The organism is Desulfosporosinus sp. Tol-M2, from assembly GCF_059735615.1.
Genome location: NZ_JCAIJG010000201.1, coordinates 83,101 through 103,193 on the forward strand (window position 1 = coordinate 83,101; position 20,093 = coordinate 103,193).

The window sequence follows — 20,093 nt, forward strand, 5'->3', positions numbered from 1 at the left end:
TTCTAATTAGTCACGCGCCGAAATAATGCTGGAACCACAGATTATAGTACAGGAGGAATAACAACTTGAATAATCAGAAAATTACCCTTTCCCAGCTCGAAGGCTTTCTATTTAAATCAGCCGATATCCTAAGGGGTAAGATGGATGCCTCCGAATTTAAGGAATTCATCTTCGGCCTGCTGTTCATAAAACGTTTATCTGATGAGTTTGACCGCAAACGCGAACAATTACGGACAAAAGATTTCGCTCATTTAAAAGACCAGCCCGGTCTTATCCATGAGCTGCTTAAAGAAAAAACATCCTATGGCGAGACTTTCTTTGTCCCTATCCGTGCCCGCTGGCATGAATCCTGGACCGATGAAAATGGCGAAACAGTACCCGCATTGAAGGACCTAAAACACGATATAGGGAACATGCTGAATAAAGCAATTGCAGCTGTCGAGGAGGAAAACGACACTTTGGCAGGTGTTCTTAAAAACAATATTGATTTCAACGCGATCAAAGGGAAGACCAAGATTCCCGACCAGAAGTGGAAGGACCTACTTGATCATTTTAATCAGCCTCAATTTCTACTGGTCAACGATAACTTTGAGTTCCCTGACCTGCTGGGTGCTGCCTATGAATATCTAATTAAATATTTCGCGGATAGCGCAGGAAAAAAAGGCGGCGAATTCTATACACCATTCGAGGTCGTGCGTCTGCTTGTGCAGATCACAAAGCCGGAGGCGGGTAACGAAATTTATGATCCGACGGTAGGTTCCGGCGGTTTTCTCATTCAGTCTCATCAGTATGTAGAAGAGCAGGGGCAGGACCCGAATGATTTAGCGCTCTATGGACAGGACTCTAACGGCACCGTTTGGTCTATCTGCAACATGAATATGATCCTTCATAATATCACCCGCTTCACGATTGAGAATGGGGACACTCTGGAAGATCCACAAATCCTTGAAAACGGTCAAATCAAGAAATTTGATCGAGTACTAGCTAATCCCCCTTTTTCCCAGAACTATAGTCGTTCGAATCTAAAATTCCCGAGTCGCTTCCGCGAATGGTGCCCTGAGACTGGGAAGAAGGCCGACCTTATGTTTGTCCAACATATGCTGGCCAGTCTTAATACTAACGGTCATATGGCTACGATCATGCCACACGGTGTGCTTTTCCGTGGCGGCAAGGAAAAACTAATCCGTGAGATTTTCATTGAGGATGATGTGATCGAGGCTATTATCAGTCTGCCTCCTGGCCTATTTTATGGCACAGGAATCCCTGCCTGCGTAATTGTGGCTAATAAGAGTAAGCCGGATTCCTTGATAGATCAGGTGCTCTTTATTAATGCCGACCGAGAATACGCTGAAGGTAAGGCACAGAACAAGTTGCGCCCTGAAGATATTGAGAAGATCGATTTTGTGTTCACGCATAAACGGGAGATTCCCAAATACAGCCGCTTGGTTAGTAAAAAGGAGATCGTAGAGACCCATGATTATAACTTGAATATCCGCCGCTATGTGGACAACACCCCAGATCCAGAGCCAGAGGATGTACAAGCTCACTTGATTGGTGGCATTCCCGAGGCCGAGGTGGCTGAACGTGCTAATGACTTTGCCCGATTTGACATTGATATACAGGCACTTTTTCAGTCGGAGCGGTCGGGATACCTTTCGTTTGTGGAGAACATTAAGACTAAGCAGGACATCAAAATAGTATTGGAAGCTAATTCCTCATTGCATCAGACATTAGCAGCACACCACGATGCGCTGGAAGCCTGGTGGCAGGTAGCGCGGGTTAAATTTTCAGGTTTACGAGATGGTATAAAGATGCCTGAGGTACGCCATGAATTATTAAATACAATCAAGGAGAAGTTGATCCCTTTACAGGTACTTGATGAATACAAGAGTGCTGGAGTGTTTGTGAACTGGTGGCAGCAGATCCGTTACGATCTCAAGACTATCATCTCTACCGGCTGGCATCACAGCCTGATTCTGGACTATTATCTGATTGTTGCATTCTTTCAGGTTGAAGCGGATGCAATTGAAACCTTAGAAGCCCAGATTAGCGAGGCACAAAGCGTACTATCTGAAGCAGTGGAAACTGCTCAAGAAATAGCGGCCTACGAGCCCGAAGAAGGGGAAACAGTTTCTGCTACTGTAATTAAAAAAGCTCTGAAGGAAATGAGCGACGATCTTAAAGGGAGCACCGGAGAATCTGCACGTAAGGAACTGAATACCCTGCAAACACAAGAAAAGGCCATTACTGCCATTGAGATCCGTATTAAGGCCAGTAAGGCTGCTTTGAAAATTAAAACCGATGAACTGGAGCTTAAACTCCAGTTGAAACGTTTGGGTGGCGAGGAATTTAAGGCTGAAAACTTGGAGCTGATCCGTCAGGTGGATGCTCAACTTGAGGGTCTAAATCCGGCCAATAAAGACGATAAAAAGAGGATCACTGCACTCAATAAGGACAAAGCTGCACTCGAAGCGCGGATAGCCAAAACCGATACCATTCTAGGTGCAATTAGAGGGCAATTGACAGAAGAACGAGCGCAAGAACTGATCTTGGGTAAACTGTACGACATTATAAATCAGGAATTGAACCGTTATCTTAATGCGGAGAAGCGAGGTTTGATTCAAATAGTAGAAAGATTCTGGGATAAATATGCTATTTCCAGTCGTGAATTAGAAGGTGAACGAACTCAGACTCTTAAGACGCTGGATGGGTTTCTGAAAGGGCTGGGGTATTTGAAATGAAATCAGCAAATCAAATACCCGAAGGATGGAAGTTTTTACGGATTGGTGATTGCTGTTTAGTTAAACGCGGAGCATCTCCACGTCCGATCCAAGATCCAAAGTGGTGGGGGAATGATATTGGATGGGTGCGTATCTCAGATGTAACATCGTCGAATAAATACTTATTTAAAACACGAGATTATTTATCTGCTTTAGGCGTAAAAAAAAGCGTTGAGATTAACCCTGGAGAAGTTATACTTAGCATTTGTGCTACAATCGGGCGTCCAATCATCACGACTTTCCCTGTTTGTATACACGATGGTTTTGTATGGTTTGATGAACTAATTAAAGATGTGGATCGTGAATATCTCTATTACTACCTTTCAAGCAAAGAGGAAATACTCTCTAACAGTCGACAAACTGGAACACAAGGAAATTTGAATACGGGTATTGTATCAAGAGTTGGATTGCTTCTACCAACTTCTAAGCCCGAACAAACCAAAATCGCCGAGATCCTCTCAACGGTGGACCGAGCGATTGCAGAGACGGAGGCGTTGATTGCCAAGCGACAACGAATCAAGACCGGCCTGATGCAGGACCTCCTTACCCGCGGCATTGATGAACACGGCAACATCCGTTCCGAACAGACTCATCAATTCAAAGACTCCCTTCTTGGAAGGATTCCGATGGAGTGGGAGGTTGCTGAGATTGAAAAAAAACTTGATGAGATAATTGATTATAGAGGTAGAACTCCTAAAAAAGTAGATTCTGGAGTTCCTTTGATTACTGCTAAGAATGTAAGAGACGGATATTTAAATATATATCCTCAAGAATTTATTGAAGAAGGGGCTTATGACGATTGGATGACTCGAGGGATTCCACATTATGGGGATATATTATTCACTACAGAAGCACCTATGGGGAATGTTGCTAAAGTACCAGAATACAGAATTGCTTTAGCACAAAGGTTATTGACTTTATTAGTAAATTCAAATGAACTATCAAGTGACTACTTATACTGGGTTCTTCATTGGGAAAATTCTAGAGATAGGATAGAGCTATTAACAAGTGGTTCAACAGTTGTTGGTGTGAAACAATCTGTTTTTAGAAAAGTTTTATTGAGATTCCCTAGTAAAGACGAACAAGAACGTATTTCAAGTGTTCTAAATTCCCATAAAGAAAAGGTAGAAAGTGAGAATTCAAAACATAATAAGTTAAAAATTCTCAAAACCGCCCTCATGCAAGACCTGCTCACAGGTATAAAACGCGTCACACCACTGCTTGATGAAGGGGTGATAAACGGATGAATCAGGATAAAACACCCCCACACATTAAAATTGATGAGCGCAATCACGTGGAGAAACCTTTCCTTGATCAACTCGCAGGTTTGGGGTGGGATATCCTTGACCTTGATTCCAAGCAGCACCCAAAGGATAGTTATCGCCAGAGCTTTACAGAGGTCGTAATGCTGCCTATCCTGCGTGAACAACTCAAGGTTATCAACCCCTGGCTGGCAGACGATCAGATAGAAGAAGTCATCAAGCAGCTAACCGCCGGTTTCCCTGGTACGGGACTGATTGGAAATAATCAGCATATCTTCAACCTGCTGCTGGAGAATACCAGTGTCAGCGAGAATCGCCAGACTGGTGAGAAGAGTCCAACTGTGCGTTTTGTTGACTTCACGCATCGGGATAATAATAGCTTTATCGCCGTCTGCCAATTCAAGGTGCGTATCCTGGGCACGGAGCACCATATTATACCGGACATCGTACTGTTCTTAAATGGCCTGCCTATAGTGGTAGTCGAGTGCAAATCTCCCAAGGTCAAAGATGCCCTCCCGGAAGCTATTGATCAGCTACTCCGATACAGTGAACAGCGCGGAGATAAAGGAGAAGGCAGTGGGCCGCTATTTTACTATAACCAAGTTCTTATCGTTACCTGCCGCAACGAGGCGAAATTCGGCACGATTACCACGCATAGTGAAAAATATTTCTACCGTTGGGCGGATCCATATCCTCGTACCGTGAATGATCTGGAACATGGAGCAAGCGGGCCTAATGACCAGCAGCGCCTAATTGCCGGGATGTTGGACCCTGACAATCTTCTGGATCTGATCCGTACCTTTACCCTGTTTAGTACCAACGACAAAGGAGAGACCATCAAAATCGTTGGCCGCTACCAACAGTTCCGCGCGGTTAAGCTAGCAGTAAAACGCCTCTTGGAAGGCCAAAATCCACGTGAACGGAGCGGGATTATCTGGCACACCCAAGGTTCCGGTAAATCACTAACCATGATGTTTATGGTGCGCGAAATGTACCGCCACGCCCAACTGTCCCACTGGAAGGTAATCTTTGTTACCGACCGTACCCAGTTGGAAGATCAGTTAACCGAGACCAGCCAGAGCATAGGGTTTACCGTCAAGGTCGCGGTTAGCATAAAAAAACTTAAAGAGCTCTTGCGCTCGGACTCCTCAGATCTTGTTATGGCGATGATCCATAAGTTTCGCGATGCCGATCTAACGGAGATTTTTCCGCAACTAAACACGAGTCCCTATATCCTGGTTATGACGGATGAGGCTCACCGCTCTCAATATGCAATGCTCGGGGCAAACCTGGATAAAGGTATACCAAATGCAGCTCGAATTGGCTATACTGGTACCCCCATTGATAAAACTGAACGGGTCTTTGGTGAGTATATTGATAAGTATACGATGCGCCAGTCCATTGAAGACGGGGTAACCCTGGAAATCGTTTATGAAGGGCGTACCCATAATGCCGAAGTAAACGATCAGTTGGGGATGGATATAGCTTTCGCAGATGTATTCAGCGATTTTAACCTTCAAGAACGCCTGGAAATTCTCGGTTATGGTTCTCGTGATGCCTATTTGGAAGCTGAGCCCACCATCGCTGCCAAGGCCAAGGATATGGTGAAACATTACCTGGATCATGTTTTCCCCAATGGCTATAAAGCCCAGGTGGTAGCAACCTCCCGCGAAGCGGCAGTGTGCTACAAGAAACACATTGATGAAGCTTTGTCGTCTGCAATAGCTGAACTTGAACAAGCTAAACCGGGGAGACTTAACCTGGATCGACTTAAGAAGCTAAAGACGGATGTGATTATTTCTGCGCGTCAAAATGATAAGCAGCATCTTAAACTCTATACCGTTAAATCAAAGCACGAAACCAGCATTTCGAGCTTTAAATTGGGTTTTGACAGTGAAGAAGATGGTGTTGCCGGCGATACCGGTATCCTTATTGTCACAGATATGCTTCTGACCGGATTTGACGCTCCAGTGGAACAGGTCATGTATCTGGACAAGGTAATCAAAGCACATAATCTTTTGCAAGCTATCGCCCGAGTCAATCGTGTGGGTGGCGTAAATAAAGACAAGGGCTTCGTGGTTGACTATGTTGGGATTGGTCATCATCTAAAAAAAGCCTTAGATAATTACGATGAACGGGAACAGAAGGAAGTAACGGATTCCCTTAGTTTCCCTGAAGAAGAGCTGCGTGAACTCATCGCCAGCCATGCTGATGTCATGGAGCTGCTCAAGAAGCACGGCCTGACAGATCTAACGGATCACGATGCGTTCTTTGATCTCTTTTATGATGAAGATCTGCGATTCGATTTCATCTTGGCATTCAAGAAGTTCACCCGTTGTATGAACCTGCTTCTACCCTCCCGAAAAGCTCTCGATTATGTAGCTGACTACCAAGCTCTTAACGAGATCAATGTTTTGGCTGGAAAACATTTTCGCGACAACCGTCTGAGCATGAAGGGGATTCCGGAAAAGCTGCGCAGCATTACCGATATATACTTAGAGTCAAAGGGGATTGAGCTGAAGATAGAACCGATTTCTATCCTCGACGAAAAATTTGAAAAACAGGTGGCTAAACATAAGCGCATCAAAACCAAAGCTGCGGAAGTTGAGCACGCAATTCGCCATCATCTTGAGGTTGAACTGGATGATGATCCAGACCTACAGGCCTCTTTTGCCGCTGCCTTGGCAGAAATTTTTGCGCAATTTCGCGATAATTGGAATAAGATCTTCGAAGAGCTGGAAAAACTGCGAGAGCGTATTAAGAATACCAGTAAGGAAGAAAACTACGGTCTGCATCGGAAGAAACAAATGCCCTTTTTCCGCATGTTTAAGCGGGAGATATTTGGAGAGGACGAAGGGAAGAAAGGGGAATTTGGGGTTGCAGAAGGGCGGGCTAAATTTAGCATAAGCCATGATGATAAGATCAGCCAGCTGGTGGACCTGACTCAGAAGATATACTTGGTTGTGGGGCGTGAATTGCGACTGGTAGGATTCTGGGATAGTATTCCTGCTCGAAACAAGCTAAGGTCGGAACTGCAGAAAATTCTTCTTTCAGCGGAGTTCTCCAAACTTCCTGGGATAATAGCGAATCGGGAACATATTTTTAGCAGAATTATGGAAATCGCCGAAAAGAACAATGACGTTATTCTATACGCGGAGTGATTACGATGGAACTTAAATATACAATTCAAAGATCATCTAAGCGTCGTAAGCTGACTATCACCGTCGAACGTGATCGAAGCGTCGTCGTGCATGCACCGGAAGGTACATCTGATGAAAAAATAGATCAGGTAGTGGCGTCAAAGCATCAATGGATTTACGAAAAAATAGGACATCCTCAGAAATATGACTCGCCCCATGCACCGGGGAAGGAACTCGTCAGCGGTGAATCTACACTTTATTTAGGACGACAATACCGCATCGAGGTCGTCAAGACGGGTTTGAAGGAGATTCAGTTTACGCAGCGTTTCTTTATTCCGGATATGCAGACGTCGAAACAGGCCAAAGCCTTGCGGGAATGGTATATTGGCAAGGCTAAAGAAAAGATTATCCCACGGGTAAAGCAACATGCCCGCCAACTTGGTGTCAATGTCGCCGAAGTTAAGATCGTTGACAACCGCTACCGCTGGGGTTCCTGCACCATGAAAGATAACGTCAATTTTAGTTGGCGTTTGATTAAGGCACCGATGTTCGTGATTGACTACGTTTTAGTCCACGAACTCGCTCATCTCATCGAGGCTAACCATACGCCCGCTTTCTGGAACATCGTCCGTACCCAAGCCCCGACAATGGATAAGGCAAAGGCCTGGTTAAAGGAGAATGGGCAATTGTTGGAACAGGAGATATGAGATTTACATAGGGCCAAGAACAGTGAATGATTGAGAAGGATGCAGATATAACCGCAATAAAGTGGGGGGCTGCTAAAGTGATAGAAGCGCGTTTTAACAGGGGAGATAATGTGCGTATTATAAGTAGTGGCAAGATAGGTACAATCAATGAGGTCTTGATTCGATCTGATAATATTGGCTATCGGGTTACTGTGGATGGAAAGATCGGAGCCTATCAGGAAAAGTACCTAGAGCCCTCCATTGACAAGGAACAAGAGATTTTAGATAATCTCGTTTTTGGTGATTTTGGGAATTCCCAAGACTACCACTTGTTTCAGACATGGTTTAGATTGAAAAGACCTTTAGAAGGAAGTTTCTATAGTTATTTGGCTAGCCGTACTATTTTTAATCCGTATCAGTTTAAACCTTTGAGTAAGTTTTTAAATGCTGGTTCAGAACAGCGCTTGTTTATTGCTGATGAGGTTGGTGTTGGCAAAACGATCGAAACAGGCATAATCATTACAGAATTAATTGCCCGTGGTCGACTAGACCGACGTACCCCAATTCTTGTTGTTTGTCCTAATGCTTTAGGACCAAAATGGGTGAAAGAATTGAAACAGCGTTTTCAACTTTCTTTTCACTTGCTTAACAGTAACTCCTTAAATAATGCTCTTCATACAGTGCCTTCAAGCGGTTACCTGCCAGAAGATGCAATATGGGCTGTAGCAAGCTTTGAACTCCTACGACACAAAAACTATCTGAGTGTTTTACGGGAACTTAACTCTTCGCGCGAGATGCCGCTCTGGTCTTTGGTCATTATCGATGAAGCGCACCACCTGCGTAATGCCACAACCGATAGTTACGAGCTAGGTACAATACTGAGCGCTCTAACAGATATGATGTTGATGCTCTCGGCAACCCCACTCAATCTTCAAGATCAAGACTTGTTTAATCAAATGAATATTCTCAATCAAGCTGTTTTTTCGGACAAGGAGACCTTTAACGCCATGCTCTATCCTGTGAAATCTATTAATCGATGCCGACGATTATTAGATGAAAATTCAACTACTCTTTATGGTGACATACTTCAGGAGTTAGCTGACCTCGAGAACTAAGGGAAGGAAGCTGGTGGGGCAATCGCCCGTTTAATATTTTAGGCTTGTGCCCGAACTGTGAGCCGGATTCCATGTAATCCTTCATCAGAGGAACAGCGTCGCGATTTATATTGCAAAATAAGATGCCAATCAATTACAGAGGAAATTCTGGAGGAAAAAAATGGAACAAACAAATACTAATCGAAAATACTCAAGAATTAGATATTTTAAACTAGGAATAATGGAATCTACAGAACGTACAACTAATAAACTGAAAGATTTACTTGAACGTCAAAAGGGAATTAATCTTTTCCATGAAATACGGTTCCTTGAATTTGGGAATGATCCTTCGGAAAATCGATCTTCATACTTGATTAAGCAGTCAAAATCAAACTTTTACATATCTAGCGTCACTTATGGCTACTGAATATCTAATTAAGATGCACTCAGAATATGTACCACATATATTCTCTATTTTGGGATATATCCTGGCTACGATGTAATATCAAAAGACGGAGTAGTTATTGCTGAAACAGGATAAAGCTTCCTTGTGTTAAGTAATTCAATTGGATTTTGGATTCTAAAATTTAAAGGAAAATTTTGGAGGAAATAATGAACGGTTTTATTAAATTAGATCTGGGAAACAATAATAATGGACATAAGAGAACACCTTTTGCTCATCAAATGGAAGCTTTTGATGCACTCAATAAAACCTTTCCTGTACGAGTGAGTGGATATAAGGGCTCGTTGCTTGTTTTGCCAACTGCTGGGGGAAAAACGTTTACTGCAACGAATTGGATATGTCGATTAATACTTCATCATAATATTAAAGTTTTATGGTTGGCTCAATCATCCTACTTGCTTGATCAAGCGACTAAGAGTTTTATTCAAGAATCTTCTAACATATTGCATACCAGAAAGACACTGAATATCAGAACAGTTTCTTCGAATACTTCTCATGCAAATTCAGGAAGTATAGAGCTAAGTGATGATATAGTCATAGTAACCACTCAAACTGCTATTTCCGATGCATTAAATGAAACAACAGGATTTAAAGGGGAAAGACAAACTTTTAAGCTTCGTCAATGGATTGAAAATTGTGCTGAGAGTGAACTATTTGTAGTTCTAGATGAGGCTCACCATGCTCCGGCTTATGGTTGCAGGACTTTGCTAACCGAGATTAGAAAAATCATAGATAATATATATATTCTTGGTCTTACTGCTACACCCACACATAATGATCAAAGAATACGCGGTTGGTTAGATAAAATCTTTGACAGAGGAATTTGTTATCAAGCTGATATTAACGACCTCTATAAAAATAATGTTCTTGCAAGGCCAAAGTACATTAATAAACCAACTGGTAGGGACATGGATGTTGACGATAAACTTTATGATAGAATAGTAACCCAACATAAAGATTTGCCGGAAAATATTATAGAAATTTTAGCAAATGATTCGGCAAGAAATAATTATATTGTGAGCGACTACATCAATAATAAAATGGAGTATGGAAAGACCCTTATATTTGCAGATAGATGGGTACAGTGCGAATACATAGTTGAGAAACTTCGGGAAAATGGTGTTAGAGCCGATTGCGTTTATTCAATGTCTTCTGGAAAGAAAGTCCCTTCTATCGACGGAGTAGGTAGAAGGGATAATAAGCAGAACGAATTAGCACTAAAGGAATTTCGTGCGGGTAATCTTGATGTTTTAGTAAATGTTAAAATGCTCACAGAGGGTGTAGATGTTCCGGATATAAAGACTGTAATGATAACTAGAAATACAACGAGCGGGATCCTTTTTACTCAAATGATTGGAAGAGCATTGAGGGGTAAAAAGGCAGGCGGTGGTGAGGACAAGGATACTGCTAATATAGTCTTGTTTGTAGATAACTGGAAGCGTCTTTTACCTTTCGCAAATATTTCAGACACTACTGGTGATAGTGAAGATGTTCCCAAAGTTAAACGAGGGGTTCCTCCGTTAGAATGGGTATCTATTTTGTTAGTTAAAAGAGCTTGCAAAGACATTGAATTTATTGGCAAAGAGAATCTTCCATGTAAGTACTATATGCCCATTGGCTGGTACGAAACAGAATATGTTGTATCAATAGAGAATGACGACGGCGAAGAAATGTTAACCGCAAGCGATTCGAATATGGTTTATGAGACTAATAATGGTTCTTTCAAACGGCTGATGGATTTTCTTATTGAATATGATCTTCCTGAATTCTTTGCAAGCGAAAGAATATCATCGGAGAAAATTATAGGAGACATTATTCCGCAAATAAATAATATTTTTAATTTTGAAGAAGATGACGTTGACGGCAACCTAAAGAGGTCAATTATTAATATTACTCGTCACATTGCTCAAAATGGAACAATTCCAGAGTTTATACCATTTGAAATTCGAGATCAGTATGATATTGACCGCTTACCTGAAAAGCATGCGATGTTAAATTCTCCCCAACGCATGGCCCAACTAAGGTCAGATTATGAAGATAGTAGACTATTATGGAGTAAGCTATATAAAAAGCTAGAAATGTTTATTCAAGCTTACAACGATGCGGAATGGCGTAAATATTGTAATTCTGAACCGGAACCCATATCAGAAGAAGAAATAATTGAAGATAATAGGCGAAGTACAGAAGACTATAGGCTGGCACTTTTAAGCCGTGATAATAAGAAGTGCCGTTGCTGTGGTAGAGAACTGGGAAAAGGTATAAAACTTGAAATTGATCATATTGTTCCGGTTAAGATGGGTGGACAAACTACTCTAGAAAATTTACAAATTCTTTGTAAGACATGCAATATGGAAAAAGGAGTCCAATTAATAAGTTTTCTGAATAATAAAACCCAAGTAGTTGAACCAATGTCATTTAAATTAATACGGTCAAACTCATCAGAAAGTGTAGAGTGTTCTGTTACAAGGATTATAAATTTTTTCTATAGAGCCAATGCAGTTTGTAGTATTCGATATAACCAACGTAGTAGTGGTAGGTACTATTCAAAATGGCTTATTCAGTTACATGAGGGTAACCCAATTAATTGGTTGCAATTGCAAGCTTATCGAAAAGATCTTCTAAAATATATCCAAGATGAATTGGGCTGGCGGCATGTTTATGATATAGAGATTGCAACAATTTAAATCAAAGCTAAAGGTAATTGGTGGAGGATTTATAAAAGATGGGCCTTACCCCGGATAAGCTGGCCTTTTATGACGCCTTGGCCGAAAAAAAGTCGGTAAGGGAAGTCATGGGTGATGAATTCCGGAGACAATTACTAAAGACCTGACCCAGTCCATCAAGAACAACATCAATGTGGATTGGGCCATCCAGGAAAGCGTTCAGGCCAAAACGAAAATAAAAATCAAACTCTTGCTGAAGAATACGGCTAACCGCTGAACAAAACCGACTCAACGAAAATGTAAAACGAATTCGAAGCGTTATTTGGAGTAGTAGTAACGAAAGTAATATTTTTAGTTAATTAGTGTCATTGTTAAAACAAAAGCCAAGGAGGGTGCAAACCATTGGACGTCAATAACCAACCGCTCCAATCCTTCTCCTGGACTTCTTTTTATATGGAGTTTGCCGATAAGCTGCTTCTATACAAAGATAAACGTCCGGAGCTTCTTCAGCTGATCAAATCCGTCTATGATCACTTGGAAATGCACTACCCTTTTATGGACCATGGTCAGCTTTTTGATGACATTTGTCCGTTTACCATATTCGGCTGCTTTAATAAAGGTATTACTAATAAAAACCGTATCGCGATTATGGAAAGTCTCGGTGAAAAACTTGGCGTTACGTCCGCGGTACCGACAGAATTTGAAGGCATCCCTGTCTTAAATAATATGAAAGCTTGGTTTTTTGGCTATAAAGCCGATCGTAAACCGGAGGATATTCCTAACCTTTGGAAAATGTTTGAAGCCGGAATCAACTACGCGGACAATTCCTCGAAAGTATCAAAAGACAAGTTTATTGTTTGTTATGACGCTGTAAGAAAACAACTCGGCGTAAAGTGGAATCTGACAGTAGGTCTCTACTGGATCCGACCGTTTTCTTATTTAAATCTTGATGACCCAAACAGAAAATTCTTAACTCGGGATGGCGGTGCGAATGTCAAGAAAAAAGTGATGCTCTTTTTTCCCAATGTGGATGTAGTTGTCCCTCGCAGGATCAGGTGGTCGGGCCTTACCTATAACCGTAATAACGTGACTTACAAAATGCTGATCTATATTTGTTATTTGGTGATCCAGGGGATGCTGCTCAACGAACAGGAAGGTTCCCGCAAAATGGCGCGTTATATTGATGATCAGCGCATGCACCGCCTTTACGAAAAATTCGTCTTGGAATATTACCGCAAACATTATCCTGAATTGAAGGCTTCTGCTTCCCAGATCGATTGGGACATCGCTGACGGGACAGGCGAATTCCTGCCAAGAATGCAATCGGACATCACGCTGCAGTATCAGGATAAAACCGTGATCATTGACACCAAGTATTATGAACATACGATGCAGCAAAACCGTTTCGGCGACGGACAAACACTGCATTCGCATAACATGTATCAGATTTATACATATGTCAAGAATAAGGATACCAATCATTCCGGTAAGGTAAGCGGTGTTCTGCTTTACGCCAAGACGGATGAAGAAATTGTGCCGGATCATGATTATGTGATTGGCGGGAACCGGATCAGTGTCAAAACGTTGGATTTAAATTCGCCGTTTTCTCAGATTGCTAAGCAACTCGATGCTTTGGCTGAGCGGTTGTTATTCTAAATTGCTATTAATTCAAGGGGGATCCTCTTTTTCCGTGTTCCGGACGGGAATACCTTGATGGCAATGTCCGGTATATTCACTATGACTGGGTGAACGCCGGAGCCCATGTTCTAAAAAGTCCCAATAGATATTTAAGTTTTATAGGATACTTTATGATAAAAAACCAGCGAAAACGCTGGCATTACCTGTCAATTATTTCCTTTGCTTGATTTGAAAATTTCTTAATTAACCATTCTAGCACTTTCAGTTGCTCAGCGCTCGGCGCACGCCGTATTTGTACTAATAGTTTGTCTGCAATCGGTCGATCAAGCGTAATATTCGATGCGCCTTCATTACAAATAGAACAAATAGCCCTTAAGTTAGCTGGGTCATCAGTACCACCCAATGACTTATCAATTATATGACCAATATGTAACCTCGTTTTTCTCCCCGCATCATATGGATGAGGTTCCCCGGCGACTGAACCACACATTTGACATGTAAATCCATTTCGGTCAAGTACATATGCCCTAGTTTCCTTAGATATACTCCGCTCAAAATGCGGAATGGGTTTAGTATCAATAAGAATATATTGGCCAGGCTTTAAATCACTTCTGTCATTATGAGTTAAAACATTCAAGCCTTCCTCGTTGCGTAGTTCCCTTACCCGCCTCGCCCATTCGCTAACACCAGCTACACTTCTTAGTGTTTCGGAATCCAAGACTACACCAACATTATTATAAAAGAACTCTCTGAGCTTTCGCCTCGCTCCATTCCCTGCAACCATTAAGCTACACCTCTCTCAGCATCCTCTTTTTTCTTATCCTTTATTGCTTTTGCAATAGCCATGCCAACCGCTTTGGCCACTGGTGGAGGGAAAGCATTCCCCACTTGCCGATAAGCTGGGGTTTTTCTGCCAGCAAACTCCCATTCAACGGGGAACCCTTGCAATATTGCAGCCATTTTTACAGTCAAATAAGGCATCCCTATAAAATCCTCTGAAGGAGGTTCTGTTGCTATCAAACAGCCATCAACACCAAGATTTGCCCAAGCATTTCTAGCCCTTGTTGGACCTAAATCAGGCCCTCCATGTTTTTTTGACCCTCCCACAATAGTTGGGGCAATATTATTTGCTTTATCTTTCCACGCATCTACATTTTTCCAACCATATCTAGCCATTTCATTATAAAGAGCCTCACCTACAGATGGGGTGTGGCTTTTAGTTATAGACGGCCATGAGAAATATTTTGCAAAATCTTTCTTAATCGCAACAAGAACTGTCCTTGCACGATTTTGAGAAACTCCAAAATCAGAAGCTTGCAGTAATTTCCACGAGCAGCTATAGTTTAGAACTTCAATTTCCTTTGTAATAAAACTCCTGTAATCATCAAAAGTAGGTTTCAGTAATCCCCTGACATTCTCTATCATTGCAGCATTTGGCTGACATTCATTAATTATTCTAATAACTTCTGGGAAAAGATTACGTTCATCATCTTTCCCTAATTGTTTTCCTGCAATAGAAAATGGCGGGCAAGGCACACCACCAGCCAATAAGTCAATTCCTTGATAATCTTTTGCTGAGAAGTTTTTTAAATCCATTTCTAGCACATTCCATGATGGTCGATTAGCTTTTAGAGTTATACATGCGTAGTGGTCTAACTCAACAAGTGCGAGATGATTAAAGCCAGCCTGCTCAAGACCCAGTGCCTGCCCACCGCCGCCAGCACAAATTTCAATTGAAGTAAGACAGGTCATAAATTTTCCTCATTTCATTAAATACGTTTATTTATATAGAACATATATTCTATATCAGCAGTAAAATCCCTGCTAAAACTATGCAAATTTATATCCATTATTCACACCTTGCTTGTAATAATCGCCATTTAAATACGAGGGCTACGAGAGGATGAAAACGAACTTCATTAATACGTCGCTCAAGGTCAAGGCCAACCATATCGCCTTCCTCTGTGAAGACCTGGATAAAACCATTAAAGAAGCGAAGCATGCGCTGCTCCAAATCGCCGCCAATGATAAGGAGACCTATATCACTTATAGGAATAAAGTTTACGATCTTTTAAATGTGTGGCTGAAGGATGAGACGTGGAGCAGACAAGTTCGCCCCGGCGGAGATGCGTGAGATATGCGTGAAATATATTATTCAGCCGGGCAGTTCGGTAAGAGATAACATAAGCATAAGCAAACAATCCGAACGGGTTGTTTGCTTATGCTTGCTGCTTATAATGAGCGGAGAAATAGCCTGGCTTATTTCCCATTGCATATGTGATTTTTCCGGTTAGTAATCGTACATTAACTTTCGTTAAAGCAATGGCTCACCGGTCTTCATTTATCATAATAATCTTCGCTTACAATCTCTCATAACACTAAAATTGAGAGCCCTTGCATTATTCTCCGTAGGGTTGGAAGGTATCATTTTTGAGGAGTTTATCTCATCATTTGCAAAGGAGTCCGAGGACTTTTCCAGAATTTCATCTGAATTATAAAAAGGATTGACGTACTGCAATTTTTTGCTAATATTGCTCGAGGGAACGGGGGCCTTTTCAGTGGCGAGATTTAGAAAGCCTGCGTTTCTCAAAACAGTGTAGGCAAATTTAAATTCCGGGGGTAAGAAATAAAAGTTTTCAATGTAAAGAGGTTTACCTGCGCCAGGCAGATCCTTGAATTCTCCGTTTCTAATTGCCGCCCGAATTTTCTCTTCAGCCATTTCCTCAAAAATATCTTTCATTGACTCTCACCTCGACAATGTAAAGTACTTTATATAATTATATATCAACGAGAGTGAAGTGTGTAGATGTTCAGCAAATAATTAACTTATCCCTTTTTACCGGTCTTCCTGATATAATTGATTCGAGAAAAGCAAGTCCATCGAGTATAAGTGATAATACTTACATGGACATTTTATCTCATTGGTAGTATTATAAGGTACAATTAAATTAGTTTAGGGGTATCAGTTTTGGAAACACCCGGAAAGCTTGCGGCAGGCATTCGGACATCTTATCGGGTTAGTAAACTCTTTGTCCATGCTCTGCAATTTAAGCAACATCTGAAGGAGCTGAATGTAATATGGAAGATTGCCAATCGAAAAATTTTGAAGAAAAATTACTTGATGATTTAAGTAACATTACCTTAAAAAAGGGTGCTATTGATACCGAGCTTTTTCATAAATATGAAGTGAAACGAGGACTTCGAGATGCTGACGGCAGAGGTGTGCTCGTTGGGTTAACAGAAATTGGCGAAGTCCACGCCTATATTATCGATGAAGGGGAATTGATTTCAGTTCCTGGTCGTTTAATTTACCGAGGCTACGACATCATTGACCTGGCCAAAGGCTTCATGGGAGATGGACGCTTTGGGTTTGAGGAAGTCGTTTATTTATTGCTTTTTGGAAATCTGCCAGATAAGAAGGAACTTGATGATTTTAAGCGCCTTCTCTGCATTTATCAAAAACTGCCAGAGAATTTTGCCCGAGATGTCATATTAAATGCGCCGAGTAAAGATATTATGAATGGGTTAGCTCGAAGTGTATTAGCCTTGTACTCCTTCGATGACAACCCCGATGATATCTCGGTAAAAAATGCCTTAAAGCAATGTATCAAATTGATTGCCTCCTTCCCCTCCTTAGTTGCTTATAGTTTCCAGGCTTATTCCCATTACTATGGAAATCAAAGTCTGGTTCTCCATAGCCCTCAATCGAACTTGGGTTTAGCGGAGAACATCCTTTATATGTTAAGGTCTAATCACAAATACACAGATTTAGAAGCAAAATTACTGGATCTTGCACTTGTACTTCACGCCGAACATGGCGGCGGTAACAATTCTACCTTTGTGACCCATGTTGTTACTTCAACCGGTACGGATACCTATTCTGCTATTGCTGCCGCTTTAGGCTCGCTCAAAGGGCCGAGACATGGAGGAGCGAATCATAAGGTCATTCAAATGATTGATAACATTAAGGAAAACGTAAAAAATTGGGAGGATGACGCAGAAGTCACTGCCTATCTTAACCGGCTCCTTACGAAAGATGCTTTTGATCATTCAGGCCTTATTTATGGAATTGGTCATGCCGTCTACTCCATCTCTGATCCTAGGGCAGTAGTTCTTAAAACCTACGCAGGTAAGCTTGCTCATGTAAAAGGGCTTGTAGATGAATTTAACCTTTATGCCAAGATTGAGGAACTTGCTCCTAAGGTTATTGCCGAATATACGAACTCCAATAAAGCAGTAAGTGCGAATGTTGATTTTTACTCAGGGTTTGTCTATCGCATGCTCAATCTCCCTTTAGAGATGTTCACGCCAATTTTTGCCCTTGCTAGAATTTCAGGTTGGAGTGCTCATCGCATCGAAGAAATTGTGAATGCTGGGAAAATTATTCGGCCCGCCTATAAAAGTGTCGAACGCAGGAAAGAATACGTTCCCCTCAACGAGAGAGATTAAGAACTTCATTAGTGTTTAAAACTAAAGAAGTACGAGACCGGGGTTACCACAACCTTAGTCTCGTACTTCTTATCTGGCTCTCTGTTTCAAGCGCGCAAACATTGATTTGGCCATTCTAAGATTTAGTGGTTCCGTACCAATCGGTATTGTGCTGACTGTCGCTATTCGATAAACTTAAAATGTCGGATGGGAATATGAAAATACCGATACCGGAAAGGAGCCATTCATATGAAATTCCTCCACATCGCCGACCTGCATATCGGCAAGCGCGTTAACGAATTCAGTATGCTGGAAGATCAAAAATACATATTAAAAGATATCCTGCGCCTGGTGGATGAAGTCAAACCGTCCGGTATCCTGATCGCCGGAGATATCTACGATAAAAGCGTGCCGGCGGGCGAAGCGGTGGAAGTCCTCGACGATTTCCTGACCGATCTTTGTGCCCGGCAGGTGCAAATTTTCATTGTCAGCGGCAACCATGATTCGCCCGAACGCTTGGATTTTGGCAGCCGCATCATGGCGAAAAATGGTGTCCATATTGCCGGGACTTTTGCCGGCTTTCTGCAGAAAATCACCCTGCAGGATGACTATGGTCCGGTGCATATTTATCTGCTGCCCTTCCTTAAGCCGGCCATGGTTCAGCCTTATTTTATGGATCAGAGTATTGAGTCCTATGAGGATGCCGTGAGGGTGGTTATTCAGGCAGCCCAAGTTGACCGTGGGGAACGAAACATCCTGGTCGCCCACCAGTTCATCACCAGCGGCGCGCTGCAGCCCGAACGTTCGGACTCTGAAACGGCTGCCGTTGGCGGGCTGGACAATATTGACGCCTCTGTATTTGAACCGTTTGCTTATGTGGCGCTCGGTCACCTCCATGGCCCGCAGTCCATCGGCCGGAAAACCGTGCGTTATGCCGGCTCGCCGTTGAAATATTCCTTTTCCGAAGTCCGGCAGCAGAAATCCGTAACCTTACTTGAATTTGCCCAAAAAGACGCAATTAATATGCAGAACTTTAGCTTAACGGCGCGGCGCGATATGCGGGAGATCAAAGGGCCGCTGGCGGAACTGCTGCGCGCGGGCGCTGCGTCGGGGGTTTCGCTGAGGACCTCGACGGCGGTTTTCCCGGAGGGGGCATCTCACGCGGCTTCTGCGGTAGCGGCTTTTCCGGCAGCTACTCCTGCGACTTCTCTGGCAGTTTCTTCGGATATTTCTGGGGACGGCGCTGGGCACAGCGTCTGTCAGGATTACATACGCGCCATCTTAACTGATGAGGAGGAGCTTTTTGACGCTATCGGCCAGCTCCGCCAGGTGTATCCCAATATTATGCGCCTTGATTTTGCAAACAGCCGTACCAAACAGATTGCAGACTCGCAAACGGCGGCCTCCGGCGATGTGGCCCGAAAAAGTCCTTTGGAACTCTTTGCCGAATTTTATTTCAAGCAAAATAACTGTGAATTAAATGAAGAACAGCAGCGGATTATCCGGGAGCTCCTGGAGCAGGCGGGAGGTGCGAAGCTATGAAACCACTGCACGTTGTGATGAGTGCCTTTGGGCCTTACGCCGGGAAAGTGGAACTCCCCCTTCAGCAAATCGGCAGCGAGGGTTTATTCCTGATCACCGGGGATACGGGCGCCGGGAAAACAACGATCTTTGACGCGATTGCCTTTGCCCTTTTTGACGGTGCCAGCGGCTCGGTACGGACAGTGGATACTTTGCGTAGTGATTTTGCGGCTCAGGATACGAAAACCTATGTCGAATTGAAATTCTCGCATCAAGGGAAAACTTACAAAGTCAGGCGCAATCCCAAATATGCGCGGCCCAAGAAAAGCGGGACCGGCTTTACCCAGGAAAATGCGGACGCTGTGTTAACTATGCCCGGCGGCGAGGTTGTAACCGGGAACAATAAGGTGACGGACAA

Annotated in this window: 13 protein-coding genes and 2 pseudogenes; 12 read left to right on the forward strand and 3 right to left on the reverse strand. The window is 42.6% G+C overall.

Features of this window, described 5'->3' with window-relative positions; all coding sequences use genetic code 11:
• Positions 1 to 65 precede the first annotated feature (65 nt).
• From AC6I5A_RS14675 to AC6I5A_RS14710, 8 genes and pseudogenes are all read left to right on the forward strand, one after another.
• Positions 66 to 2,741: a type I restriction-modification system subunit M gene (locus AC6I5A_RS14675; RefSeq protein WP_034617705.1), complete on the forward strand. Its 2,676-nt coding sequence runs from the start codon at positions 66 to 68 to the stop codon at positions 2,739 to 2,741.
• Positions 2,738 to 4,027, forward strand: coding sequence for a restriction endonuclease subunit S (locus AC6I5A_RS14680; RefSeq protein ID WP_052168132.1), 1,290 nt, complete (start codon positions 2,738 to 2,740; stop codon positions 4,025 to 4,027). The genes AC6I5A_RS14675 and AC6I5A_RS14680 overlap by 4 nt, the downstream gene beginning before the upstream one ends.
• Entirely contained in the window at positions 4,024 to 7,203 is a 3,180-nt protein-coding gene (locus AC6I5A_RS14685; protein WP_034617708.1) for a type I restriction endonuclease subunit R, read from the forward strand. The genes AC6I5A_RS14680 and AC6I5A_RS14685 overlap by 4 nt, the downstream gene beginning before the upstream one ends.
• 5 nt (positions 7,204 to 7,208) lie before the next feature.
• Complete coding sequence (locus AC6I5A_RS14690) at positions 7,209 to 7,889, forward strand: M48 family metallopeptidase (protein ID WP_034617711.1); 681 nt, start codon at positions 7,209 to 7,211, stop codon at positions 7,887 to 7,889.
• Positions 7,890 to 7,966: 77 nt separating this feature from the next.
• Positions 7,967 to 8,983 (forward strand): SNF2-related protein, encoded by a 1,017-nt coding sequence (locus tag AC6I5A_RS14695; protein ID WP_497900805.1) that lies wholly within the window; start codon positions 7,967 to 7,969, stop codon positions 8,981 to 8,983.
• Between the two features lie 591 nt (positions 8,984 to 9,574).
• Positions 9,575 to 12,109 (forward strand): DEAD/DEAH box helicase family protein, encoded by a 2,535-nt coding sequence (locus AC6I5A_RS14700; RefSeq protein ID WP_052168133.1) that lies wholly within the window; start codon positions 9,575 to 9,577, stop codon positions 12,107 to 12,109.
• A gap of 38 nt (positions 12,110 to 12,147) precedes the next feature.
• A pseudogene (locus AC6I5A_RS14705) lies at positions 12,148 to 12,365 on the forward strand (type I restriction enzyme endonuclease domain-containing protein).
• Positions 12,366 to 12,490: 125 nt separating this feature from the next.
• A complete protein-coding gene (locus AC6I5A_RS14710) occupies positions 12,491 to 13,744 on the forward strand; it encodes a 5-methylcytosine restriction system specificity protein McrC (RefSeq protein ID WP_052168134.1) in 1,254 nt (417 codons plus the stop codon).
• A 181-nt stretch (positions 13,745 to 13,925) separates the two neighbouring features.
• On the opposite strand, the gene AC6I5A_RS14715 is transcribed toward AC6I5A_RS14710, so the two are convergent.
• A complete protein-coding gene (locus AC6I5A_RS14715; protein ID WP_034617721.1) occupies positions 13,926 to 14,510 on the reverse strand; it encodes an HNH endonuclease in 585 nt (194 codons plus the stop codon).
• Entirely contained in the window at positions 14,510 to 15,478 is a 969-nt protein-coding gene (locus AC6I5A_RS14720; RefSeq protein WP_034617723.1) for a DNA cytosine methyltransferase, read from the reverse strand. The genes AC6I5A_RS14715 and AC6I5A_RS14720 overlap by 1 nt, the downstream gene beginning before the upstream one ends.
• Positions 15,479 to 15,614: 136 nt before the next feature.
• On the opposite strand from AC6I5A_RS14720, the pseudogene AC6I5A_RS14725 reads away from it, so the two are divergent.
• Positions 15,615 to 15,860 (forward strand): annotated as a pseudogene (locus AC6I5A_RS14725) (DUF3102 domain-containing protein); the annotation flags it as partial.
• A 210-nt stretch (positions 15,861 to 16,070) separates the two neighbouring features.
• Here AC6I5A_RS14725 and AC6I5A_RS14730 read toward each other — a convergent pair.
• Entirely contained in the window at positions 16,071 to 16,466 is a 396-nt protein-coding gene (locus AC6I5A_RS14730) for a DnaJ family domain-containing protein (protein WP_052168135.1), read from the reverse strand.
• A gap of 338 nt (positions 16,467 to 16,804) precedes the next feature.
• Between AC6I5A_RS14730 and AC6I5A_RS14735 the strand changes: the two genes are divergently transcribed.
• The 3 genes from AC6I5A_RS14735 to AC6I5A_RS14745 all read left to right on the forward strand — a co-directional run.
• Positions 16,805 to 18,175, forward strand: a complete 1,371-nt coding sequence (locus AC6I5A_RS14735; RefSeq protein ID WP_034617727.1) for a citrate/2-methylcitrate synthase — start codon at positions 16,805 to 16,807, stop codon at positions 18,173 to 18,175.
• Between the two features lie 228 nt (positions 18,176 to 18,403).
• Positions 18,404 to 19,696, forward strand: a complete 1,293-nt coding sequence (locus AC6I5A_RS14740; protein ID WP_034617730.1) for an exonuclease SbcCD subunit D — start codon at positions 18,404 to 18,406, stop codon at positions 19,694 to 19,696.
• On the forward strand, positions 19,693 to 20,093 hold a 401-nt coding region (locus AC6I5A_RS14745; RefSeq protein ID WP_034617733.1), incomplete at its 3' end, for an AAA family ATPase. The genes AC6I5A_RS14740 and AC6I5A_RS14745, both read left to right, overlap by 4 nt.